22 protein-coding genes are annotated in these 20,936 nt (G+C 63.6%); 7 read left to right on the top strand and 15 right to left on the bottom strand.

Annotated features, from left to right (window positions below):
- Positions 1–434: 434 nt before the first annotated feature.
- Both ASD00_RS22250 and ASD00_RS22245 read right to left on the bottom strand, forming a co-directional pair.
- Positions 435–1,262 carry an anti-sigma factor gene (locus ASD00_RS22250; protein WP_025427962.1) on the bottom strand — a complete coding sequence of 276 codons (828 nt, stop codon included), beginning with the start codon at positions 1,260–1,262 and terminating at the stop codon, positions 435–437.
- Positions 1,263–1,265: 3 nt separating this feature from the next.
- On the bottom strand, positions 1,266–1,784 hold the full coding sequence (locus tag ASD00_RS22245) for an RNA polymerase sigma factor (RefSeq protein ID WP_025427961.1): 519 nt from the start codon (positions 1,782–1,784) through the stop codon (positions 1,266–1,268).
- Positions 1,785–2,181: 397 nt separating this feature from the next.
- On the opposite strand from ASD00_RS22245, the gene ASD00_RS22240 reads away from it, so the two are divergent.
- A complete protein-coding gene (locus ASD00_RS22240; RefSeq protein WP_158268960.1) occupies positions 2,182–2,973 on the top strand; it encodes a DUF3313 domain-containing protein in 792 nt (263 codons plus the stop codon).
- A gap of 64 nt (positions 2,974–3,037) precedes the next feature.
- On the opposite strand, the gene ASD00_RS22235 is transcribed toward ASD00_RS22240, so the two are convergent.
- Both ASD00_RS22235 and ASD00_RS22230 read right to left on the bottom strand, forming a co-directional pair.
- On the bottom strand, positions 3,038–3,586 hold the full coding sequence (locus ASD00_RS22235) for a tetratricopeptide repeat protein (protein ID WP_038577333.1): 549 nt from the start codon (positions 3,584–3,586) through the stop codon (positions 3,038–3,040).
- A gap of 164 nt (positions 3,587–3,750) precedes the next feature.
- Positions 3,751–4,653 (bottom strand): metallophosphoesterase, encoded by a 903-nt coding sequence (locus ASD00_RS22230; RefSeq protein ID WP_025427958.1) that lies wholly within the window; start codon positions 4,651–4,653, stop codon positions 3,751–3,753.
- A 68-nt stretch (positions 4,654–4,721) separates the two neighbouring features.
- On the opposite strand from ASD00_RS22230, the gene ASD00_RS22225 reads away from it, so the two are divergent.
- Positions 4,722–5,231, top strand: a complete 510-nt coding sequence (locus tag ASD00_RS22225) for an NUDIX domain-containing protein (protein WP_057208784.1) — start codon at positions 4,722–4,724, stop codon at positions 5,229–5,231.
- Between the two features lie 107 nt (positions 5,232–5,338).
- On the opposite strand, the gene ASD00_RS22220 is transcribed toward ASD00_RS22225, so the two are convergent.
- Complete coding sequence (locus ASD00_RS22220) at positions 5,339–6,316, bottom strand: glutathione S-transferase family protein (RefSeq protein ID WP_038576325.1); 978 nt, start codon at positions 6,314–6,316, stop codon at positions 5,339–5,341.
- A 259-nt stretch (positions 6,317–6,575) separates the two neighbouring features.
- On the opposite strand from ASD00_RS22220, the gene ASD00_RS22215 reads away from it, so the two are divergent.
- Positions 6,576–7,133: an N-acetyltransferase gene (locus ASD00_RS22215; protein WP_025427956.1), complete on the top strand. Its 558-nt coding sequence runs from the start codon at positions 6,576–6,578 to the stop codon at positions 7,131–7,133.
- A 13-nt stretch (positions 7,134–7,146) separates the two neighbouring features.
- Here the strand turns inward: ASD00_RS22215 and ASD00_RS22210 are convergent, their stop codons facing one another.
- Genes ASD00_RS22210 through ASD00_RS22180 form a run of 7 tightly spaced genes read right to left on the bottom strand, consistent with a single transcriptional unit; the run spans position 7,147 to position 16,117 of the window.
- A complete protein-coding gene (locus ASD00_RS22210) occupies positions 7,147–7,569 on the bottom strand; it encodes a GNAT family N-acetyltransferase (RefSeq protein WP_025427955.1) in 423 nt (140 codons plus the stop codon).
- A complete protein-coding gene (locus tag ASD00_RS22205) occupies positions 7,569–8,771 on the bottom strand; it encodes a cellulase family glycosylhydrolase (protein WP_025427954.1) in 1,203 nt (400 codons plus the stop codon). The genes ASD00_RS22210 and ASD00_RS22205 overlap by 1 nt, the downstream gene beginning before the upstream one ends.
- A 54-nt stretch (positions 8,772–8,825) precedes the next feature.
- Positions 8,826–9,299 carry a GNAT family N-acetyltransferase gene (locus tag ASD00_RS22200; protein WP_057208782.1) on the bottom strand — a complete coding sequence of 158 codons (474 nt, stop codon included), beginning with the start codon at positions 9,297–9,299 and terminating at the stop codon, positions 8,826–8,828.
- The gene (locus ASD00_RS22195; protein ID WP_057208780.1) at positions 9,296–11,365 is read right to left on the bottom strand and encodes a hypothetical protein; all 2,070 of its coding nucleotides are present in this window, start codon (positions 11,363–11,365) and stop codon (positions 9,296–9,298) included. Before ASD00_RS22195 ends, ASD00_RS22200 begins: the two co-directional genes overlap by 4 nt.
- A gap of 10 nt (positions 11,366–11,375) precedes the next feature.
- The gene (locus ASD00_RS22190; RefSeq protein WP_057208778.1) at positions 11,376–14,183 is read right to left on the bottom strand and encodes a DUF4159 domain-containing protein; all 2,808 of its coding nucleotides are present in this window, start codon (positions 14,181–14,183) and stop codon (positions 11,376–11,378) included.
- Complete coding sequence (locus ASD00_RS22185; protein WP_025427950.1) at positions 14,180–15,100, bottom strand: DUF58 domain-containing protein; 921 nt, start codon at positions 15,098–15,100, stop codon at positions 14,180–14,182. The genes ASD00_RS22190 and ASD00_RS22185 overlap by 4 nt, the downstream gene beginning before the upstream one ends.
- Positions 15,101–15,103: 3 nt before the next feature.
- Positions 15,104–16,117 carry a MoxR family ATPase gene (locus ASD00_RS22180; protein ID WP_025427949.1) on the bottom strand — a complete coding sequence of 338 codons (1,014 nt, stop codon included), beginning with the start codon at positions 16,115–16,117 and terminating at the stop codon, positions 15,104–15,106.
- 195 nt (positions 16,118–16,312) lie between these two features.
- On the opposite strand from ASD00_RS22180, the gene ASD00_RS22175 reads away from it, so the two are divergent.
- The 3 genes from ASD00_RS22175 to ASD00_RS22165 are packed head-to-tail and all read left to right on the top strand — an operon-like array spanning position 16,313 to position 18,821.
- The gene (locus ASD00_RS22175; protein ID WP_025427948.1) at positions 16,313–16,936 is read left to right on the top strand and encodes a DUF1285 domain-containing protein; all 624 of its coding nucleotides are present in this window, start codon (positions 16,313–16,315) and stop codon (positions 16,934–16,936) included.
- Positions 16,933–17,565, top strand: coding sequence for a CoA pyrophosphatase (locus tag ASD00_RS22170; protein WP_025427947.1), 633 nt, complete (start codon positions 16,933–16,935; stop codon positions 17,563–17,565). Before ASD00_RS22175 ends, ASD00_RS22170 begins: the two co-directional genes overlap by 4 nt.
- Positions 17,562–18,821: a CCA tRNA nucleotidyltransferase gene (locus tag ASD00_RS22165; RefSeq protein ID WP_025427946.1), complete on the top strand. Its 1,260-nt coding sequence runs from the start codon at positions 17,562–17,564 to the stop codon at positions 18,819–18,821. The genes ASD00_RS22170 and ASD00_RS22165 overlap by 4 nt, the downstream gene beginning before the upstream one ends.
- Positions 18,822–18,929: 108 nt before the next feature.
- On the opposite strand, the gene ASD00_RS22160 is transcribed toward ASD00_RS22165, so the two are convergent.
- Together ASD00_RS22160 and ASD00_RS22155 are read right to left on the bottom strand one after the other, a co-directional pair.
- The gene (locus ASD00_RS22160) at positions 18,930–19,235 is read right to left on the bottom strand and encodes a hypothetical protein (RefSeq protein WP_025427945.1); all 306 of its coding nucleotides are present in this window, start codon (positions 19,233–19,235) and stop codon (positions 18,930–18,932) included.
- 381 nt (positions 19,236–19,616) lie between these two features.
- Complete coding sequence (locus tag ASD00_RS22155) at positions 19,617–19,802, bottom strand: DUF1059 domain-containing protein (RefSeq protein WP_025427944.1); 186 nt, start codon at positions 19,800–19,802, stop codon at positions 19,617–19,619.
- 202 nt (positions 19,803–20,004) lie between these two features.
- Between ASD00_RS22155 and ASD00_RS22150 the strand changes: the two genes are divergently transcribed.
- Positions 20,005–20,550 carry an adenine phosphoribosyltransferase gene (locus ASD00_RS22150; RefSeq protein ID WP_025427943.1) on the top strand — a complete coding sequence of 182 codons (546 nt, stop codon included), beginning with the start codon at positions 20,005–20,007 and terminating at the stop codon, positions 20,548–20,550.
- A 6-nt stretch (positions 20,551–20,556) separates the two neighbouring features.
- Here ASD00_RS22150 and ASD00_RS22145 read toward each other — a convergent pair whose 3' ends face one another.
- Positions 20,557–20,769: a hypothetical protein gene (locus ASD00_RS22145; protein WP_025427942.1), complete on the bottom strand. Its 213-nt coding sequence runs from the start codon at positions 20,767–20,769 to the stop codon at positions 20,557–20,559.
- Between the last annotated feature and the right edge of the window lie 167 nt (positions 20,770–20,936).

Raw genomic sequence — 20,936 nt, 5'->3', positions numbered from 1 at the left:
CAAGCGCTGCGGATGAAGATAGCGATTTTTGAAAGGAAGGTTCGTCAGGGCGCAGTTGCTAAATGCGCGGTAACCAAAGTTCAGCAAGCAAATATCGATTTGTCAGAGATATAGACAAAGTATTGATATGTCAACCGTTGGTTTTTTCTTGCCGGGTTTTGCCAATTTTGCGGGTGTTGCGAAACGGCAATTCGGAGCGAAATTTTTTTCGGTGCAGCATATGTATTTTAGGCCGGGAAAGCAGGTGTAACTATTTGGTTGCCTGCAAAAATTTCCGCTTGAGCTAACATCAGCCCGGCTCGGCATAGGGCCGCTCGCGCGGATGATGCAGTCTGCCGCGCTGCGGTCGATGTCTGATTTTGACGGCAACACGATCCACCCTGGCAACAGGCGCTGCCATGGTTCCGTTGCCTGGTTCAGGCGGAGGTCGCGGCTCAGATTGTCGTGGAGACCGCTTCGGCCAGATCGTGCAGACCGATGCTGGCCGACGGGCCGACGAGCACGAAAGACGCGCCGCCGCGCTGCCAGGAAACCATGCCGAGATTGTCGCGGATGCTTTCGGAGAACTTGTCTGACTGCGGGCTGTCGCTGTCCTTGAGGAAGCAGATGGCAAACACGTCGCCATCGGCATTGCGATAGATAAGTTGCGCGACGGGTTTGCTGTTGGCGACGAGCAGACGCGCACCCTCGAAGTTCAGACCCTTGCCGGTGAGGTTGGGAATGGTGAACGGGACGCCGACGCTGGAGGCGAGCCAAGTCTCGATCTTCGGCGCTTCGGAGGCCGGGACCTCGACGAGCCGTTCCTTCTGGCGGGAATAAATGCGGTGGTAGTCGGCGATGTCGTCAAGCCAGGTGCGGGCGGAGGCGACCCTTGTCGGCTCGCCGGCGTGGTTGGCCGTGCCGATGATAAACCCGGTGAAGCCACCGACCAGCACCAGCGCCACGGAAGCAGCCATCACCCGCGGCCAGATGCGCACGCTGCGCACATTGGCGGCAGCGATCGTCACGCGTTCCGCCTTGGGATTGATGCCGGAGCCCTGCTTGATCTGACGCACCAGCGCCAGCGGCACGGGATCATGAAGGAAATCCTCGAATGCCGTGTTGCCGAAGGCGCTGCCGGCCTTCAGCTTTTCAAACAACGCCTTGGCTTCCTCGTCGCGGGCGAGGAGCGTCTCGAGTTCAGTCTTTTCTGCCTCGCCGAGTTCGCCATCGATATAGGCGCACAACCGGACTTCGAGCGCGTGACCTTTTGTTTGCTGCAACGGTCATGCCCTCCTTTCGGTGTTTTCGGAGATCATCGCGGCGAGCCTCAACCGCGCGGTCGACAGCCTGCTCATCACCGTGCCGATCGGGATACCGAGGATATCGGCAGTCTCGCGGTAGCTGTGGCCTTCGACATTGACCAGCAGGAAGGTGCTTGCCAGGCCCTCAGGCATCGAGAGGATCATCTTCTGCAATTGGTTGGCGTAGACGGCTTTCTCGGCGGAGGCCTCGATGCTCAGTTCGTCCTGGTCGGACACGTCGACCGTACCGCTGCCGGTGCGGACTTTCCGTTTGCGGATCTCGTCGATCCAGAGGTTGCGCGTCATGGCGTAGATCCAGCTTTCGAGCCGGCCTTCTCCGTTCCAGAGGTGACTGCGCGTAATCGCTCTTTCGCAAGCTTCCTGGACAAGATCATCGGCATCATGTGCATTGCGCGTCAATGTCATCGCGAAGCGGCGCAATTTGGGCAGCAAGCTGACCAAGTCGCGTCTGAAGTCCTTCGTTTCTGCCGCTGGGCGCATTGCTCTTCCAAATGAAACGTGCGGGATCGTGTCTTTATTCGCCAGGTAATTCCACGGTGAATGATATGAAACATTTGACCGTTAGTCTGCAAGGGAAGTCACGGATCGGAAAGCGAAATCTGCTCTTTCTTTCGCCGTTATCCCAAAAACCCTTGCCGATCCGCATGTCGTCTCGCAGGGCGGTCGTTACCGTAAACTGCAAGGGTGGGCCGGCATTGCGTCAAAGTTCGGCCCGAATCTGATCGGCACTCATCCGCACAACTCCAGGTCGATCACAGAGGACGCGTCAATGAACGAGCATGCATGCGGCGAGAGACGAAATGACGGTCGACCTTCCACAGGGCGACTGCGTGATGGCGGGTGGCGCCCCGCTCCGAAATTCTTGCGGGTGGCCGGCTTGACCGTATCCCTGGCGGGCCTCGCCGGTTGCCAGAGTGCGTCTCTCAGCGAAACCGGTTCGCTGTCCTCCTACAAGGATTTCGTCGCAAGCGACGGGATGGTAACCAAGACCAAGTATCGGGTGGATGCCGCTTCGACCAAGACGGTCAAGACCGTGCATCTGATCCCGACGACCTTTGCCTCCAATGCCGATGTCGGCACCCTCGGCGACCCCCAGAAGAAGCTGGTGGCGACGGCGATCGACCGCTCGCTGTGCGAGGCGCTAAGCGCGCATTTCGATGTCGTTCCGGTGTCGAAGCCGGCGGATATGGCGGTGCGTTCCGTTGTAACGAAGGTGAAAGCCACCAACGCCGTCGTTGCCGGCGTGTCGAGTGTCGCTTCGAAAGTCTCGCCTGTCCCGGTTCCGCGCCTTCCGATCGGTCTCGGCAATCTATCGGTCGAAGCCGAGGCCTTCGATGCCAGAGGCAAACAGATCGCGGGTCTGACCTGGGCGCGGGGGGCAAACATCGTCACCAGCGGTTCGCGCGCGTCGACTGCCGCCGACGCCTTCGAGCTTGCCGGAGACTTTTCCGACGATTTCAGCGCGATGCTGGCAAAGTCGAACGATCCGATGAAGTCCGACTTCGAGCTGCCGTCGATGAAGAACGTCTCGAATAGCGTGTCCTATGCGGTTACCGGCAAATCGACCGATCCCGATTGCGCGGTTTTCGGGCGTGGCTCGGGGGTCACGGGCATTGTCGGCGGCGCGCTGGGCTTGCCGCCGGAATGGACCGAGAAGAAGCGCAACTGAGGAGACGCTTCAAGGATCGATGCCGCGGCTGCCTTCCCAGGTTCGGGAAGGCAGTGGGCATGCATCAATATTGCCTGACGCCGCCCAAAGACTGCAGCAGCGAGCGATAGGCCCAGGTGTCTTCGCCGCCGCGATCGCGAATCTCGACCAGTTGCACGCGGGCATCCTCTACCTGACCCTGTTCGATCAGGGCCTGGCCCATGTAGGAGCGGGCGAGGATATAGTTCTCGTCGGCTTGGAGCGCGCGCTTGTAATACTGCATGCCGAGCTCCATGCGCCCGGCCTTGCGGTTGGCATAGCCGAGATAGTTCAGCACGCGGGCGCTCTTCTGATCCTTGACGGCGCCGAGGACCTTGATGGAGTTCTCATACTGGCCGGCATAGGCAAGCTCGCGGGCGGCCTCGAAGAGGATGTCGTCGCTAAGATCGCTCTTCTTGGCATTGACGCAGGCGTTCTTCTTGGCATCCCAGATCTTGCCGTTGGTGCATTCGCTGCTCGTCTTGGTTTTCTTCGGCGGTTCGCTGGTGTCCTCGCCGGCGGCCATGGCGGTCTGCCCTGCAAAAACGGCCGCGCTGGCGGCAAACAGGGCGCATAGAATGGTCTTGCGGTTCATCATGCCTATCTCCCAACATATGCAATGGCGCCGAGCACACCATTCACGGCACAGAGGATAGATCGCTCTGCCGGTCGTGGGAACCCGAACGGGAGTGTGACGCACGAATAGGGGCATTTATTCGCCCGGCGATGGGATTTCGGCGAAAAGTCGGGCGAGCGGGCCTAGAAGCGGGTGGTTTCGACCAATGTGGCGCCGGTCGCATCGGCGTTGAGCGCGTAGCGCTCGCGGGTGAGGAACCAGTTGCCGGCCTCGCCGGCAATCGTGAACAGATTGTAGGCAGCCTGTGGCTTGTGTCCGCCCGGACCCTGCGACGCCGAGGAGATACCGACGACCGGCACCGGGCCATTCGGGCCCTGCAGCGAGTAGACCGTATTGAGGTGGGTGTGGCCGTGGATCACCAGCTCGGCGCCGCCCGACGAGATCGTTGCCGCAAACCGGCGGATGCCGAGCATGCGCTTGTGCAGCGAGGCGGCGCCGTGGATCGGCGGATGGTGGATCATCACCACGCGGAAAAGACCGGCGTCAGCGGCCTGGCGAAGCAGGTTGACGGTGGCGCGCGCCTGCCGCTGGCCGAAATAGCCGCTGGCGGCAAAGGGCGGCGTCGCGACCGCAGTCGAGCAACCGATCAGCGCCACCGGGCCGCGCACCCGCAGATAGGGGAAGCAGCGATGGCCCTCATGCCACTCGGCCGGTGCGCCATCCGCCCGCATAAAGGGATACCAGGCGCGCGTCGTCTTCTCGTAGGCGCCGGGCACATAGGCATCGTGATTGCCCGGGACGATCGAGATGTTGGCCGGGTCGCCAGCGTCCTCGAGCCAATCGGTCACCGTTGCGATCTCCCGCGACGAGGCGAGGTTCACCAGGTCTCCGGTGATCGCCATATGGTCGGGATCGCGCTTCTCGATATCGGCCATCAGGCAGTCGAGCGTGCCCGTGAACAGGTGCCGGCTGCGGTTCCGGTGCCAGTTGACGAAGCCGGTGATGCGCTTGGAGGCAAGTTCCCTCAAGGAGAGATCGGGCAGGGGGCCGAGATGGATATCGGAGATATGGGCAAGTTTGAACATCGTCCCCGTCTAGCGCATATTCCGGTTGAGGGGAATCATGTCGCCGGATTAATCCGGTCTGACAGTCAATGCGGAAGGATAGGCATCTGAAGCAGGAGCGGCCACCGGAGATGCGACGCTGGTATCTCCGCGTCCTGATGCGCCTGGTGCACGGCTATTACGCGTTGTCGCGCGGCATGACGATCGGCGTGCGTGCCGCTTGCTTCGACGTTGAAGGGCGCGTCTTCCTGGTGCGGCATTCCTACCTGCCCGGCTGGCATTTGCCGGGTGGCGGGCTCGACCGCGACGAGACCGCGCTCGAAGGGTTGCTGCGGGAGTTGCGCGAGGAGGGCAATCTGGAAACGACCGCCCCGCCGACACTGGTACAGGTCTATTACAACAGGCGCACGAGTCGCCGCGATCACGTGGTCTTCTACCGTTGCGACGGCGTGCGCCAGACCTTGCCGAAGGTGCCGGATCTGGAGATCGCCGCGAGCGGTTTCTTCGCGCTTGATGCGCTGCCTGACGATACGACGCCGGCAACGCGCCGCCGGCTTGGCGAGCTTGCGGGCAGCACGGCTTTCGACAGCTACTGGTAGGGCCGGCCGCGCGCCGCCGCACGCGTGAACGCGCGGCGGCGGCTTAAGGCTCTTTTTTTGCGCATGTCATGATCGCAAAACCGCTACACACTTTTGCGCGACATGCGTTAGGCAGCCTGCCGCCCATGCGGCGCATCCAGATCGATGATCGGGCCGACGGGTACGACGCCGGTCGGATTGATCATCGTGTGGCTGCGGTAATAGTGTTCCTTGATGTGGTTCATGTTGACCGTCTCGGCCACGCCAGGCACCTGGTAAAGGTCACGCAGATAACCCTGCAGGTTCCTGTAATCGGCGATCCGGCGGATGTTGCACTTGAAGTGCCCGACATAAACGGGATCGAAGCGCACCAGTGTCGTGAACAGCCGCCAGTCGGCCTCGGTGAGCCTGCTGCCGGTCAGGTAGCGCCGGGTGGCAAGCCGCTCCTCCAGTTCGTCGAGCATGTCGAACAATGGGGTGACGCCTTCCTCGTAAGCTTCCTGGCTCGTGGCGAAACCGGCCTTGTAGACGCCGTTGTTGACCGCGCCATAGATGCGGGTGTTCAGCTCGTCGATTTCGCCTCGCAGTTCCTCCGGGTAGAAATCGTCGTTCGAGCCTGTCAGTTCGTTGAAGGCGGAGTTGAACATGCGGATGATTTCGGCGGATTCGTTCGAGACGATCGTGTTTTTCTGCTTGTCCCACAGGACGGGCACGGTCACCCGGCCGGAATAGGTTGGGTCGGCGCGGGCGTAGACCTGCCAGAGGGCGTGGAAGCCGTAGAGGTGGTCGACAGTGCCGCCATCCTTGCCCTTGAACTCCCAGCCCTTCGTCAGCATCAGCGGATCGACGATCGAGACCGAAATCAGGTCTTCGAGCTTCTTCAGCTTGCGGAAGATCAGCGTGCGGTGCGCCCAGGGGCAGGCAAGCGAGACGTAGAGATGATAGCGCCCGGCCTCGGCCTTGAAGCCGCCCTCGCCGGATGGGCCTGCCGACCCGTCGGCGGTGATCCAGTTGCGAAACTGCGATTCGCTGCGCTTGAAATGGCCTTTCGTCGCCGCCGTGTCATACCAGACGTCCTGCCAGATGCCGTCTACAAGCCTGCCCATGGGCGATCTCCTTTGTCGTTTCGTCGTTCATAGATAGCGTCTTTGCCGGTCTTCGATAGGTATCGATTTCTGAACAGTGCGTTTTGGGCTTTGACATCGGGCAATTTTCTGGTATCGGCGATTTCAGAAAATTTCTCTGTGTCCGGAACGAACCGTACTCATGACCTTCTCGGGAAACCTGCGACGACGCTGATGCTGCCAACGCCCTCTTCGGGTGACGCCATCCCCATGTCCGTTCGTATGCCTGGTTCCTGATCCCATGAAAAAGCACGACCTCGTCTACCTGACCGAAGACGCGTCCCATGACGCAGCCATCGAAATCATCAACGAAGAAGCCTTTGGCCCCGGCCGGTTTGCCCGGGCGGCTGCGCGCATTCGCGAGCAGGGGCCGCACGATCGGTCGCTGTCCTTCATCTGCGCCGACAATGGCGGGACGATCGCCTCGGTCAGGATGACGCCTGTGATGGCCGGTTCGATCAAGGGCCACCTGCTTGGACCGCTTGCTGTCAGGCCGTCGCACAAGAACATGGGCATCGGCCGGGAACTCGTGCGCATCGCCGTGGAGGCGGCACGGCGGAAGGGGTCGCAGGCCGTCATCCTCGTCGGCGATCCGCCCTATTATCAGCCGCTCGGCTTTGAAAAGGTCCGTTACGCCGCACTGGAATTTCCGGGCCCGGTCGATCCGGCACGGGTGCTGGTGGTGCCGATGGCTGAAGGCGTTCACGCCGGCCTTGCCGGCGTCATCGGCTGGCGGGACGACGCGGCCGCCCATGACGCGGCCGAGTTGGCCGATATCGAACTGGCGCTTGCCGTTTGATGGCCTTCGGGCCTTACTGCGAAACCAGCAGCTTTTTCAGGAAGACGCGGCTGCGGCCCGGTGGAAAGTCGGGCAACTCGCCGAAGGTCTCATAGCCCTGGCGCTTGTAGGCGCGCAGCGCCTGCGGGTTGAACGTGTCGATCCAGGCGCCGTGGCAGCCGCGACGAATGGCCTCTTCCTCGGCCGCCGTCAGCAGCTTGCCCGCAAGGCCCTGTCCGCGCAGGTCTTCCGGTAGCCACAGCCATTGCACGAACAACCAGCCCCAGGCGGTGTAGCCGCTGAGGCCGCCGCGTTTGCCCGCCGCATCGGGTCCACCGACGAGCACTGCCAGCGGCCGCCGCTCGGATGGGCCGACATCGGCGGCGTTGAACGCCGTCAGCCCGTTGCCGATCGCCTCGAGTGCTTCGGCCGGCGGTGCGTCGGTGATCTCGAACATCACTGCTCCTCCTTTGCCAGCCGTTTGGCTATCGGTTCGAATTCCGGTGTCGCCGTGCGCTTGACCGGATCCGGCGTGCCGGCGTCGATCGCGTCCCAGTATTTCCAGTGGACCTTCTTCGATCCCAGTTCGTAGTCCATGCCGTCCCAGCTGTCTTCGCGGAAGCTGTAGAAGGCCCAGTGCAGGCTGTTCTTGTCGAGCGTCGTCAGCACGTCTTCGAGGTAAGCCTTGCAGCCGGTCCAGCGGCGCATGCAGCCGAACTCGCCGGCAACGACGCGATTGAGCGGTATGCCCTTGTCTTTCGCCCATTGCACCGGTTGGTCGAGATAGGATGCGACCCGCGCCTTGTCCCAGTCCTCATCGCCTTCGCCGAAGGGCACCTTGCCGGGATAGGTATAGGGCTTCTCGCGCTTCATGTTGGGTGCGCTCGTCGCGGCGTAGGGCTCATACATGTGGAAGCTGTAGACCACCTTCTGGTCGCTGAGGCCCGACGGCCAATAGGTGAAGCCGTCGGCTGCCGCGTACCATCCGGCGTCGGCCATGATCGGGGTGGCCGGATCGACCTCGCGGATTGCGGCGATGACCGTTTCGTAGAAGGCCACGAGGTCGGATGCGCTGCCTTTCTTGCCGGCATACCAGTCGAGCATCGCCTTCCTGTCGGCATGCTCGGCAAGGCCGTTTTGCTTTTCAGGCGCCGGTTCGTTGATGATGTTGTAGGCGGCAACGCCAGGATGATCCCTAAGTTCGCGCGCGAGATCGCGCCAGAAGCTTGCGGCCTCAGCCCACCAGGCCTTGTCTTGCCAGATGCGCCCATCGAACTTGTTGCCGTTGTTCTGCGACCAGCGCATGCCGGGCAGCGACAGGGGAGTGATGACGACCTTCAACCCGGCCTTGTCGGCCCGGTCGAGCGTTTCCTTCAGCATCTTAAGGTCGGCCGCAGGAATGCCCTCGTATTTGTCGGCATCGCCGATCAGATAATCGCGCTTGGCCGGCTTCCACTTGTCGTAGGAGAGCCGGACCCAAGTGGCGCCGTAACCGGACAGCGCCTTGAAATAGGCCTCGTCCGGCGGCAGCCGGTTGAAGCTGTTGCCGCCGTGCTGCGGCTTGTCCCAGAAGCCGATGAGATCGGCCGCATGAGCGGGCCCGGTGACGACAGAACCGGCTACGGTGAGAGCGAGGAGGGAGGAGACGATCAAACGCATGTACAGGGCTCCTAAAAACTATCCCTGCGATTTCGACAGTCATTGTGGCCTAAATCAGGAACGGCGCATGCTGAAGACGTCGAGCCGGCTTTCACCCACATCGTTTTCGTCGAGCTGCCAGCCGCCGCGTTGATAGAATGCTCGCTTCTCCGGCAAGGAGCAGAGATGCACGCTCTCGACGCCGGTGGCCAAAGCCGCGTCCGCGGCATGGCGAACGATGCTCGCGCCGATGCCGAGTCCACGAAAGGTCGGCTCTACCCAGACCGCCGCGACCCAGGGACGAAGTGCCGGCCGCTCGTCGAGATCGGATTCGATTACCGATGCGGTGCCGATGAAGGTCGCGCCGCGATGGGCGACGATGGCAAACGGGATGTGGTGGTCGCCAAGGCTTCCGGCAACCAGTTCGGCGATATGGCCAAGCGGAAAGCCACGCGGCTCCCACCAGGCCCGCCAGACACGGTCGGCGATATCATCGGCGAAATAGGGCACATCGCGCAGGTTGCTGATGGCGACGCTCGGATTGGTCATCGACCCTCGCGGTACCAGGTCGCCGATATCAGGAAGAGCAGGACGGCAAGGCCGAAGAGACCGGTAAACAGCGACAGCGAGTTGATGCCCCTGAGCACGGTTTCATCCGTCATGCGCAGCGACAGCCGCTGGTCGTCGGCGACACGGACGGCGCCGCGCACCGGCAGGATCGATGGCAGGTCGATGGCGCCATCGGCACTTGCCAGCCGGCGCACAAGCCCCTTGGTCTTGTCAGCCCAGGGGCGCAGCTTGTCCTCGGTCGAGATCGCCGCCCTGAACTCCGGTGCGTCGACATTGCCGACATGCACAAGCGTCGTCAGTTCGTCGTTGGCGACTTCGAACAGGCCGGTTTCCGTGGTCTTGATTTCGGCGCTGTAAAGACCCGGCTCGCGCTGGGCGAGCGTCAGCTCCTCGGTCTTGCCGGACGGGTAGGTGAGGGTCGCATGGCCGGGGTCACCTTCGATGGTCTGACGGGTGATCTCCAGCGTGCGGCCGGCGGCACGCGCGGTCAGCGCTTCTTCTTCCAGCGCCGGCTCCTGCATCAGCCAATGGGCGGTGCGGCGATAGAGCGAGACGTGCGGACCGCCGCCCTCGAAACCGCGCGCCCAGAGCCAGCCCTGGTCGGACAGCAGCATGGCGACACGGCCCTTGCCGACGCGGTTCAGCACCAGCAGCGGCTTGCCGTCAGCCGCTTCCATCACGGTCTGACCGAGCGGCCTGTCGACGTCGACGGTGCGGAACCAGCGGCCCCACTGCGGCGGTTCGCTTGCCGCACCTTCGAGGCCACGGGTGACCGGATGCTTCTTTCCCTCGTCCGACAGGCGGGGGTAAAAGCCTTTTTCATTCATCACGCCGGTCGGGTTTGCCGGCAGCACGGCCGACAGGGGCGTTGCGGCAATGGAATCGTTGCCGGCATGTTCGGGACCGGCGGCGATCAGCAGCGCACCGCCGTTCTGAACATATTGCGCGATGTTGTCGTAGTAGAGGATCGGCAGGACGCCGCGGTGCTGGTAGCGATCGAAGATGATCAGGTCGAACTCGCTGATCTTGTCCACGAACAGTTCGCGCGTCGGAAAGGCGATCAGTGACAACTCGTTGATCGGGGTCCCGTCCTGCTTTTCCGGCGGGCGCAGAATGGTGAAGTGCACGAGATCGACGGCGGCATCAGATTTCAGCAGATTGCGCCAGGCGCGCTCGCCCGCATGCGGCTCGCCGGAGACGAGCAGCACGCGCAGGTTCTCGCGGATGCCGTCGAGCACATGGACGGCACGATTGTTGGTCTCGGTGACTTCACCGGGGACGCCGTTGGCCGCGAATTCGAGAATGTTGTTGCCGCCGCGCGGCACGGTGAAGCTGAAGGGCACGTCAGTGCCGGGCTCGACCACTTCGGTTGCGATCTCGTTGCCGTTGAGGCGGATGGTCACCTGCGCGGTTCCGCCCGGTGCCGCACCGTCATCAACGACGCGGAAGGACAGCTTCTGCTGTTCGCCGACGATGCCGAAACGCGGCGCGCTGACGATCTCGATGCGGCGGTCGAACTCATCCGGCTTGCCGCTGATCAGCCCATGGATCGGCGCGTCGAAGCCGAGCTTCTGGTTGATATCGGGGACGTCGTGGATCTGGCCGTCGGTGATGAAGATCGCACCGCCGACCCGTGCCGGCGGCACATCGGCAAGCACGGAGGTCAAGGCGGAGAAGAGCCGCGTCGATGGCGCTTCGCTCTCTTCGCTGTCGGCAGCCTCGACGATGCGGGTCTCGATCTGCGGGAAGCGCGACAGCCGGTCCTTGAGATCGGCAAGCGCCTTGTCGGTCTGCTCGCGCCGGCCGGCATAGTCCTGGCTCTGGCTGCGGTCGGCGACAACAGCGACGATGGTCGACAGCGGCTCGCGCTCCTCCTGGAAGAGGATCGGATTGGCCAGTGCCAGGCAGAAGGCGGCAAGGGCTGCGGCACGCACCCAGGCTCCGCGCACGCCGCGCCAGATGCCAAGCGCAGCCAGAATTGCGGCTGCAACGGCAAGCACCGCCAGATAGGGCCAGGGGATGAAAGGCGAGAAGTCGGCGGTCATCGATCGGCCCTCATTGTCCGAGCCGTTCGAGCAGGGCCGGCACGTGCACCTGGTCGGCCTTGTAGTTGCCGGTCAGCATATACATCATGATGTTGACGCCGGAACGGAAGGCGTATTCGCGCTGCATTTCGTCCGGCGGCACCGTCGGCAGCAGCGCGACGCCATTGGCGTCCACCGCCCAGGCGCCGGCAAAGTCGTTGCCGGTGATCATGATCGGCGTCACGCCGTCGCCCGAGCGCGCTGGGCGGTTGCTTGGCTCTTCGCGATTGTCGAGCTGCGCCTCGATCCAGAGCGGGCTGCCGGTATAACGGCCTGGGAAGTTCGCCAGCAGGTAAAAGGCCTTGGTCAGCACGTGGTCGGTAGGAACCGGCTCCAACGGCGGGATGTCGAGGTTGGCAAGGATCGCCTGCAGCCTCTCGGTGTTGGGGCTGGTGCCACCGGATGACGCGCCGAGCGAGGAGAACTGGTCGCGCGTGTCGAACAGCACCGTGCCGCCGGCGCGCATATAGGCGTCGATGCGGCTGACGGCCTGTGGGCTCGGCATCGGCGCCGAGGCGGAGACCGGCCAGTAGATGATCGGGTAGAACGAGAGCTCGTCCTTGGTGATATCGAGGCCGACGGGCGTGCCGGGCTCCAGCGTGGTGCGATAGGTGAGGAAGTCGGTGAGCCCCGTCAGCCCGCGCTCGGACAGGCGGTCGACTTCACTCTCACCGGTCACCACATAGGCCAGATGCGTGGTGTCGAGGCGCTCGAGAATGGCGGCGTCTTCCGGTCGACTGTCATCGGCCAGACTATCCGGCGGCGAAACGAGAAAGGCGCTTGCCGCCAGCAACAGGACCGCGGTCATGGCCTTTGCTGCGCGCAGCCGCGAGAAGGCCCCGCCCATGAACAACACGATCAGCGCGTCGACGAGCAGCAGCAGCAGGGCCAGTGTGAACAACGCCGGCTTCAGCGACCAGCTCTCGGACCCGGCCAGTTGCTGGGCGGTGTGAGCGCCGGCGGCCGTCATGTCGATCGGCTGCAGCTCGGCATTGCGTGGCAGCAGGTTGAGCGCGGTGAAACCGTCTTCGGAGCCATAGAGACCCGGAGGGTTTTCCGGTGTGGCGACCGGCACCTTGCCGGGGATGACGTCGAGCGGCCGGGCGTTGCCGGTCTCGGCCACGAGCACGCCGTCGGCATTGAGCAGCCGATAGGGCGCGAGCGTCTGCTGTTGCGCCTTGCCCTCGTTGGCAACGCCGCCGCCGCGCGAAAGCTGGACGCTGCGGCGAAGCATTTCGACGAAATCGCCCGAGATCGGCAGGTTCGACCAGGTGGCCTCGGCGCTGACATGGAAAAGGATGATGCGACCGGCGCCGTGAGCTGAGGTCGTTACCAGCGGCGTGCCGTCGGCAAGGCTTGCCCAGGTGCGCTCGGCAAGATCGGAGGTCGGCTCGGCCAGCACCTGCCGCTTGACGAGAACGTCTGTCGGGCGTGCCATGCCGGCAAACGGGCTGTTTCCGGGGTAGTCGGCAAGCGGCTGCGGTTCGGACCAGGACAGCGCGCCGCCAAGCGCGCGTTCACCCTGGCGCAGCGTCACCGGCACGAGCGGATCGTCTGCGGGGGCAGCGGCAAGCCGCGGGCCGGCAAAGCGGATGAGCATGCCGCCATTATCGATCCACTTCGACAGCTTCGGATAAATCTCCTCCGGCAGCCGGCCGATATCGGCCATGATCAGTACGGACGGCTTCTGCTCCAACAGTTCCGGAATGGCGACGGCGAGATCCGTCTCGTGCGGTTCGACGAGATCCGCATAGGGGGTGAGCGCACGGTTGATGTAGTAGAGCGGCGATAGCAGCGGCTGCGACAGGTCGCGGGCCTCGCCGCTCAGCAGGGCGACGCGGCGACGGCGGAAGCCATCGTCGAGCAGATGCACGCTGCCGGCGGTCGCTGCATTCTCGATGCCGATGCGGGCAAAGTCGTTGCGCAGTTCGAAGGGCGCTTCGATGCTGCCCTTGGCAACGCCTTCGCCCGAGGCGAAGGCGATCTGTCCATCGGCGATCGCGCGCCCACGCGTATCGTAGGCGACGATCGGCAGGGTCAGCGCGCCGTCCTTGCGCAGGCGCGTTGCCGTCACCGACATGCCGGTCGAGCCGTTGCTGGTATCGGTCAGCGCTACGGTGCGGCTACCATCGGCCTCGACGACCCGCAGTTCGGCAGCTCCCACGTCAGCAAGCGCTGCCATCGTCTTCTGATCCGCAGCCTCGATGCCGTCGCTGACGAAGGCGAGCGTGCCGGGATTCGTGCCCTCAAATGCGGTTTTCAGCGCGGCTATCGCCTGGGCTCGGTCGACGGCAAGGGGAATGGGGGCGGCAGCGGCAAGCCTGTTGCGCGCGGTTGCTGCCGAGCCTGGCGTGGCGTCGTGCTGGCGATCACCGGTGAAGGCGATGGAGACTGCAAGGTCGCGCGCTTCCGCGTCGTCAATCAGCGTGCTCACGGCATCGACGCGCTGTTCCCAGTCGGTGGCGGTTGCCCAGCTGTTGTCGACGACGATCGCCAGCGGGCCGCCGGTAGCAAGTGTGTTCTGACGCGGGTTCACGACGGGATCGGCGATCGCGAGGATGACGGCGGCCGCCATCAGCATGCGCAGCAGGGTCAGCCACCACGGGCTTTTCGATGGGGTTTCCTCGCGCTTCAACACGGAGGCGAGAATGCGCAACGGCGGGAACACTTCGGCCGCCGGTTTCGGCGGCGTCATGCGCAACAGCCACCAGATCACCGGCAAAGCGATCAGGGCTGCCAAGAGTGCCGGATTGGCGAAGAGGAAGGGAAGGCCGGTCATAGCTGGCCTCCATGCGTAGCGCGTCCTGGCATGCCGGACAGATACATGTGGACGGCAACCAGCGCCTCGGAGGCGGGCCGATCGGTCCTGTGCGGCGTGAAGGTCCAGCCGAGATGGCGCAGCGTGACGCCGAGGCTTTCGCGGCGGGCGAGGTAGGCGCGCTGATAGTCCTCGCGCAGGACCTCGGCGCGGCCGGCCGTCAGTTTCTGGCCGGTTTCCGGGTCGCTGAATTCAGTCCGCCCGGCATAGGGGAAGACTTCCTCCGCCGGATCGGCAACCTCGACGACATGACCGCGCAGGCCGCGGCGGGCGAGCGGGCCCAGCCGCTCCATGATCCTGTCGGTCGGATCGAGAAAATCGCCGATCAAGACGAGATCGCTGGCGCTGCGGATCATCCCCGTCTCGGGCAGCCCTTCGGAGAGCGGGCTCAGCATGATCGCGGTTGCCAGCCGTTCGGCGGCGTTGCGGGCGGAGATCGGCTCCATCACGCCGGGGCATCCGATGCGTTCGCCGGAGCGGGCGAGGATTTCGGCGAGCGCCAGCATCAAGACCAGGGCCCGGCTTTCCTTTGACACCGAACCGAGCGTTGACTTGTACATCATCGACGGAGACAGGTCGGCCCAGAGCCAGATGGTGTGGGCCGCTTCCCATTCGCGGTCGCGCACATAGGTATGGTCGTCGCGGGCCGAACGGCGCCAGTCGATGCGCGACAGGCTTTCGCCGTCGCTATAGGGGCGAAACTGCCAGAAATTCTCGCCGATCCCGCGCTTGCGCCGCCCATGCCAGCCGGAGATCACCGTATTGGCGATGCGGCGGGCCTCGACCAGGCAGTCAGGAACGAGCATCGCGCGCTGCTGCGCACGGGAAAGAACCTCACCAGCGGGGGTACGCGCAACTATGTGCCCGATGGAGGCCATTCTTTATCCCTTGGCTTGCTTCACCAGCTCGGCGACGACATCGCGCACGGTCATGCCTTCGGCACGGGCAGCGAAGGTCAGCGCCATGCGGTGCTGGAGAACGGGCTCGGCGAGCGCCAGAATATCGTCGATCGACGGCGCCAGGCGACCGTCGTAGAGCGCACGGGCGCGGGCGCAGAGCATCAGCGCCTGTCCGGCGCGCGGACCCGGGCCCCAGGCGACGTTCTTGTCGGTGGCGGCATTGCCGTTGCCGGGGCGGGCGGAGCGCACGAGATCAAGGATGGCATCGACCACCTTCTCGCCGACCGGCATCTGCCGGATCAGGCTCTGGATCTGCTGCAGGCGGGCGGCGTCGATCACCGGCCGGGCCGAGGCCTCCGTGACGCCGGTGGTCTCAAGCAGGATCTGTCGTTCGGCGGCAAGCTCGGGATAACCGACGTCAACCTGCATCAGGAAGCGGTCGAGCTGGGCTTCCGGCAGGGGGTAGGTGCCTTCCTGCTCCAGCGGGTTCTGGGTGGCCAGCACGTGGAACGGCTGCGGCAGGTCCTTGCGGGCTCCGGCAACGGTGATGTGATACTCCTGCATCGCCTGCAGCAGCGCCGACTGCGTGCGCGGCGAGGCACGGTTGATTTCGTCGGCCATCAGCAGCTGCGTGAAGATCGGACCGGGGATGAAGCGGAAGGAGCGGTGGCCGGCGGCATCCTGGTCCATCACTTCCGAGCCGAGAATGTCCGATGGCATCAGGTCGGGCGTGAACTGCACGCGGCTGGAATCAAGGCCGAGAACGGTGCCGAGCGTCGCGACCAGCTTGGTTTTCGCAAGGCCGGGAACGCCGACGAGAAGGGCGTGGCCGCCGGACAAAACGGCAAGCAGCGTCTGCTCGACCACGTTCTCCTGACCGAAGATGACCTTGCCGACTTCGGCCCGCACGAGCGCGATCTCCGCGAGCGCGTTTTCCGCCGCGGCAACGATCGCCCTTTCGTCGGTCGCTTCCGTGGCGCCCTTCATCACACTCATGGTCGTACTCCCCGGTCGCCCGTTGTTGAACCGAATCGCCCCGCGGGGGATTTTCAGTTGCCTTATTCCAATTTAGACCCTGGCTGACGGCTGACAAGTCGCCGCAGACGCACTATCTCGTGACAGCATACACGCCGCATCTCGCGACGACATACACGCCTCCGGTGCAAAATCGGGGCCAATCGGGACGGAACGATGGCAGAAGCCGAAATTCAGCGAACCGGGGACGCGGCCGGACTGGCGGCCCTGATCGCGCGTGCGGCCGGCCAGACGGGCGACCGCAAGCGTGGCCTGCCGCCGGTGGAGCGCTGGAATCCGCCGTTCTGCGGCGATATCGACATGGAAATCCGCGCCGACGGCACCTGGTTCTATCTGGGCACGCCGATCGGCCGGCAGCCACTGGTGCGGCTGTTCTCCACAGTTTTGCGCAAGGACGAGGATGGCGTCACCTATCTGGTGACGCCTGTGGAAAAGGTGGCGATCCGCATCGTCGACGCGCCCTTCGTTGCCGTCGAAATGAGCGTGACGCAGGCGGACGGCGTGCAGGTGCTGACCTTTCGCACCAATGTCGGTGACGTTGTCGAGGCCGGGCCGGAGCATGCCCTGCGTTTTGTCATTCATGGCGAGAACCGCGAACTGAAGCCGTACCTGCACGTGCGCGGCCGGCTCGAGGCGCTGGTTTCCCGGCCCGTCATGTACGATCTCGTCGAACTCGGCGAGACCGTGGTGGTCGACGGCGTCGAGATGTTCTGCGTGCGCTCGGGTGGGTCCATCTTCCCGATCATGAAGGCTGCCGAACTGGAAGCGCTGTCGCGATGAACCGGCATCCCTATTCTGCCGACGAATTTCGCCGCCGGGCCCTGACCCAGATGGGCGGGCCAGTGGAAAGCGCGTGGCGGGAACACGGAGATTTCCTGCTCAATCCCAGTATCGTGCCGCATCTTGAAACCCTGCATCTGAAGGATGCGGCCGTGCTGGTGCCGGTGGTCGACGACGGCGAGGATGCGCATGTCATCTTCACCCAGCGGACCGCAAGCCTGCGCAAGCATTCCGGCCAGGTGGCGTTTCCCGGCGGCGCGGTCGACCCGGAGGACCGCTCGATCGAGTCCGCCGCCCTTCGCGAGGCGCAGGAGGAGATCGGTCTTGACCCGCGGTTCGTCGAGACGATCGGACGACTGCCGCACTATATGGCGTTGTCCGGTTTCAAAATCACGCCGGTTCTGGCGGTGGTGCAGCCCGGCTTCGAGCTGGTGCCCAACCCCGACGAGGTCGAAAGCGTCTTCGAAGTGCCGCTGTCCTTCCTCATGAACCCCGGAAACCATGGGCGTGGAAGCGGCCACTGGCAGGGTGAAGACCGGCATTTCTATCGCATGCCCTATGGCGACAGGAATATCTGGGGTATCACCGCCGGCATCGTCCGAATGCTTTATGAAAGGCTTTATGCATGACCTCGGTTGCCGGTGAGAGCTGGTTTTCGGCTCCATCCCTTCGTCGCGTCTTCGATCTCCTGAATGTCGAGGGCGGGGAGGTGCGCGTCGTCGGCGGCGCCGTGCGCAACAGCCTGATGGGGGTGCCGGCCGGCGATGTCGACATGGCCACCACCTGGCATCCAGACGAGGTCGTTGCCCGCGCCAAGGCAGCCGACATCAAGGTGGTACCGACAGGCATCGACCACGGCACGGTGACGCTCGTCATCGACGGTACGCCCTATGAGGTGACGACGCTGCGCCGCGATGTCGCGACCGACGGGCGCCGCGCTGAAGTTGCGTTCGGAACCGACTGGAAGGTGGATGCCGAGCGGCGCGACTTCACCATCAACGCGCTCTACGCGGACCATGAGGGCGAGGTCGTGGACGACGTCGGCGGCCTTGCCGATATTAAGACCCGCACTTTGCGCTTCATCGGCAATGCTGCCGAGCGGGTGGCCGAGGATTATCTTCGCATCCTGCGCTTCTTCCGCTTCTTCGCCCATTACGGCAACGGTCGCCCCGATGCCGATGGCCTGAGGGCCTGCGCCCAGGCGCGTTCCAAGCTGTCGACACTTTCGGCAGAGCGGGTTTGGGCCGAGACGAAGAAGCTGCTTTCAGCCGAGGACCCGGGCCGGGCGCTGCTCTGGATGCGCCAGGCGGGCGTGTTGACCGAAATCCTGCCCGAGACCGAGAAATGGGGCATCGACGCCATTCCGGAACTGGTTGCTGCCGAGAAGGCCTTTTCTTGGGCACCGGATCCACTGCTGCGCCTTGCGGCAATCGTGCCGCCGGATGAAGATCGGCTCGAAGCCATGGCCGCGCGGCTGCGCCTGTCGAAGGCCGAGGCAGCGTATTTTTCGCGCTTTGCGAATGCGCCAGCGCTACCGGCAAAGACTGTGGATGCGGCGCTCGATCGCTTGCTCTACCGCCACGGCGCTGAGGGGATTTCCGTCCGGCTTCGCCTCGCGCTCGCCTCGGCCAGACGCAAGTCCGAAAACGATCCGGCCTTGCTTGCCGAGACGGCGGCGTTCCAGCGCCTCTTGACGCGCACCGAGGCATGGAAGCGCCCGAGCTTCCCGCTGACGGGCGCCGATGTGCTGAAGGCCGGCATCCCCGCCGGGCCTCGCGTCGGCCAGATCCTCGGTGAGCTGGAGGCCCTGTGGGTAGACCGCAATTTCAGTGTCGACCGGGCAAACCTTGTCGCCCGCCTCGAGACGATGGTGCCGCGCGCGTAAAGCGCGTGGCGCGCGACCATGTTAGAGGTAGATGACCGATCTTTCCTGGCACCAACTGCCGGTATTGAGCAAGCTGTGGGCTCGTAGAGCGAGGGAGCCGAGAGGCTGTTACTTGGTCGGCCTCACCAGCGAGACGACCCGTGGCTTCGATGGGGCGTCCAGCCATTCGATCCATTTGTCCCTTTCCTCGAGCGTGTCGAAGAACCGCCAGAGCTTGTACTCTTCGTCGGTGGTCTGCAGCATCTCGCCGATGGATACGAGCTCCAGAGGCAGCATTACCTCGTTGCCGTCGAAGCGAATGAAGTAAATCCCTTCGGCAGCGAGGCGAATAACTTGACCCGTGCCGTAACTTCCATCGGGATCGTCGACCGTGAAGTACATGCCGGTCAAAGTGTCAAAAACTTTGTCGTTCATAGGTTCCGAATGCCAGTTAAAAAGAATGAGGGCATGAGACGTTGGCGCAGCCCACCGGTAAACGCAAGAGATCGCCATACAGGTAAGGACAACAGGCCACGTGCTATAGAGCGTGAGCACCGCGCGGGTCAAATCTTCCTTCGCGTCATTGCCATAGCATAGGGATCGGCGAATGCGGTGCCGTGTGCCTCAGATCCAGACCTGGATGACGGTCACGGTCAACTCGGCCTGAAAATCCAGATCGGGCGGCTCGCCGGGACAGACTTGGTCCCTCGCACCGGTTCGATGCGACGCACCATCATTCGGTGTCAGGGCAAACGGCACGCGTCGCGGGCGTTGTCATTGCAAGACCCGCGCGCGTTCGGAGTAGATGTAGTTTCGTCAGGCGGCCTTGGTTTCTTCGACGATGCGGGCCTTGATGTTATCGATCATGTTTTCGCGGATCATCGTTTCACCGTGGGCCTGGCGCATGTGTTCCACCACGCGGCGGACGATTTCGGCGTCGTTATCGGCGCGGGTGTGCCATTCGCACCCCGGGACAAGAGAACCGCATTCAAACAGGCGCATGATGTTCCTCCTTCCGATGTGGGCTCAACGTGAGGCATGCGGCGCGCGCATCTCCTCCGCGTGCCATGGGCCTCAGCGTAGCATCAACCCCCGGCACGACCAAATTGTTCCAGCCATCCGTGCGGCAGAAACCGTTATAGACATGCGGGTCGATGGTGTTATGGGTTTGCGGTAACAAGAGACACAAAGGCCTTCTTTGCCCATGACCACTACCGTTCAATCGGAACTGATCGCCGCCATCCGCAACATTCCGGACTATCCGAAGCCGGGCGTCATGTTCCGCGATATCACCACCCTGCTCGGCAATCCCAGGGCGTTCCGCCGTGCGATCGACGAACTGGTGCACCCCTATGCCGGTACCAAGATCGACAAGATCGCCGGCATCGAGGCGCGCGGCTTCATTCTTGGCGGCGCGATCGCCCACCAGCTTTCCTCCGGCTTCGTGCCGATCCGCAAGAAGGGCAAGCTGCCGCACGACACGGTGCGCATCGCCTATAGCCTCGAATACGGCGTCGACGAGATGGAGATGCACAAGGACGCGATCAGCCCGGGGGAGAAGGTCATTCTGGTCGACGACCTGATCGCGACCGGCGGCACAGCGGAAGCGGCCGTCAAGCTGTTGAAGCAGATGGGCGCCGATATCGTCGCGGCCTGTTTCGTCATCGACCTGCCGGAACTCGGTGGCCGCAAGAGACTCGAGGCGCTCGGCGTCAATGTCCGCACGCTGATCGAATTCGAAGGTCACTGACACCGCTCAGGCGCGGTTGATCGTCGGCAGCATCAGTTGCACCTCGCGCTGCGTTGCCGGCGTCAGTGTTTCCACCTCTTTCCGCCAGAAGGCGTCGGCTTCCGGCGGTTCGTCTTCCCAGCTTCTGATCGAGGTTTCGTTATCGTCGATGGCCACGCGCCGGTGGCCGCCGAGGCGAAGATATTCCTCCGCCAGTTCGCGAACATGGGTCTTTTCCATCGATAGCCCTCCGTTCCTTTCTGTCGAAGTTCCCACGCGTGCTGGCCTTTCGGCCACTGGCGCGGAACTCTGAAGGTCCGAACGGATTTTACTCCCAAATCGTTCCTGATTTAAGGAATAACGGGGACGCGCGTCGTTTGGACGGGCGACGGTCGCTCAACAGAGCG

The organism is Ensifer sp. Root31 (genome assembly GCF_001424825.1).
Classification (GTDB): domain Bacteria; phylum Pseudomonadota; class Alphaproteobacteria; order Rhizobiales; family Rhizobiaceae; genus Ensifer; species Ensifer canadensis.
Note: the sequence above shows the minus strand (reverse complement) of the source record. Positions and strands in the feature narration are given on the sequence as shown.

Coding starts and splice junctions, on each gene's coding strand:
- ASD00_RS22245 (WP_025427961.1), bottom strand. CDS start 1,784: ATGCGCCCAGCGGCAGAAACGAAGGACTTCAGACGCGACTTGGTCAGC.
- ASD00_RS22235 (WP_038577333.1), bottom strand. CDS start 3,586: ATGAACCGCAAGACCATTCTATGCGCCCTGTTTGCCGCCAGCGCGGCC.
- ASD00_RS22230 (WP_025427958.1), bottom strand. CDS start 4,653: ATGTTCAAACTTGCCCATATCTCCGATATCCATCTCGGCCCCCTGCCC.
- ASD00_RS22225 (WP_057208784.1), top strand. CDS start 4,722: ATGCGGAAGGATAGGCATCTGAAGCAGGAGCGGCCACCGGAGATGCGA.
- ASD00_RS22220 (WP_038576325.1), bottom strand. CDS start 6,316: ATGGGCAGGCTTGTAGACGGCATCTGGCAGGACGTCTGGTATGACACG.
- ASD00_RS22215 (WP_025427956.1), top strand. CDS start 6,576: ATGAAAAAGCACGACCTCGTCTACCTGACCGAAGACGCGTCCCATGAC.
- ASD00_RS22210 (WP_025427955.1), bottom strand. CDS start 7,569: ATGTTCGAGATCACCGACGCACCGCCGGCCGAAGCACTCGAGGCGATC.
- ASD00_RS22205 (WP_025427954.1), bottom strand. CDS start 8,771: ATGCGTTTGATCGTCTCCTCCCTCCTCGCTCTCACCGTAGCCGGTTCT.
- ASD00_RS22200 (WP_057208782.1), bottom strand. CDS start 9,299: ATGACCAATCCGAGCGTCGCCATCAGCAACCTGCGCGATGTGCCCTAT.
- ASD00_RS22195 (WP_057208780.1), bottom strand. CDS start 11,365: ATGACCGCCGACTTCTCGCCTTTCATCCCCTGGCCCTATCTGGCGGTG.
- ASD00_RS22190 (WP_057208778.1), bottom strand. CDS start 14,183: ATGACCGGCCTTCCCTTCCTCTTCGCCAATCCGGCACTCTTGGCAGCC.
- ASD00_RS22185 (WP_025427950.1), bottom strand. CDS start 15,100: ATGGCCTCCATCGGGCACATAGTTGCGCGTACCCCCGCTGGTGAGGTT.
- ASD00_RS22180 (WP_025427949.1), bottom strand. CDS start 16,117: ATGAGTGTGATGAAGGGCGCCACGGAAGCGACCGACGAAAGGGCGATC.
- ASD00_RS22175 (WP_025427948.1), top strand. CDS start 16,313: ATGGCAGAAGCCGAAATTCAGCGAACCGGGGACGCGGCCGGACTGGCG.
- ASD00_RS22170 (WP_025427947.1), top strand. CDS start 16,933: ATGAACCGGCATCCCTATTCTGCCGACGAATTTCGCCGCCGGGCCCTG.
- ASD00_RS22165 (WP_025427946.1), top strand. CDS start 17,562: ATGACCTCGGTTGCCGGTGAGAGCTGGTTTTCGGCTCCATCCCTTCGT.
- ASD00_RS22160 (WP_025427945.1), bottom strand. CDS start 19,235: ATGAACGACAAAGTTTTTGACACTTTGACCGGCATGTACTTCACGGTC.
- ASD00_RS22155 (WP_025427944.1), bottom strand. CDS start 19,802: ATGCGCCTGTTTGAATGCGGTTCTCTTGTCCCGGGGTGCGAATGGCAC.
- ASD00_RS22150 (WP_025427943.1), top strand. CDS start 20,005: ATGACCACTACCGTTCAATCGGAACTGATCGCCGCCATCCGCAACATT.
- ASD00_RS22145 (WP_025427942.1), bottom strand. CDS start 20,769: ATGGAAAAGACCCATGTTCGCGAACTGGCGGAGGAATATCTTCGCCTC.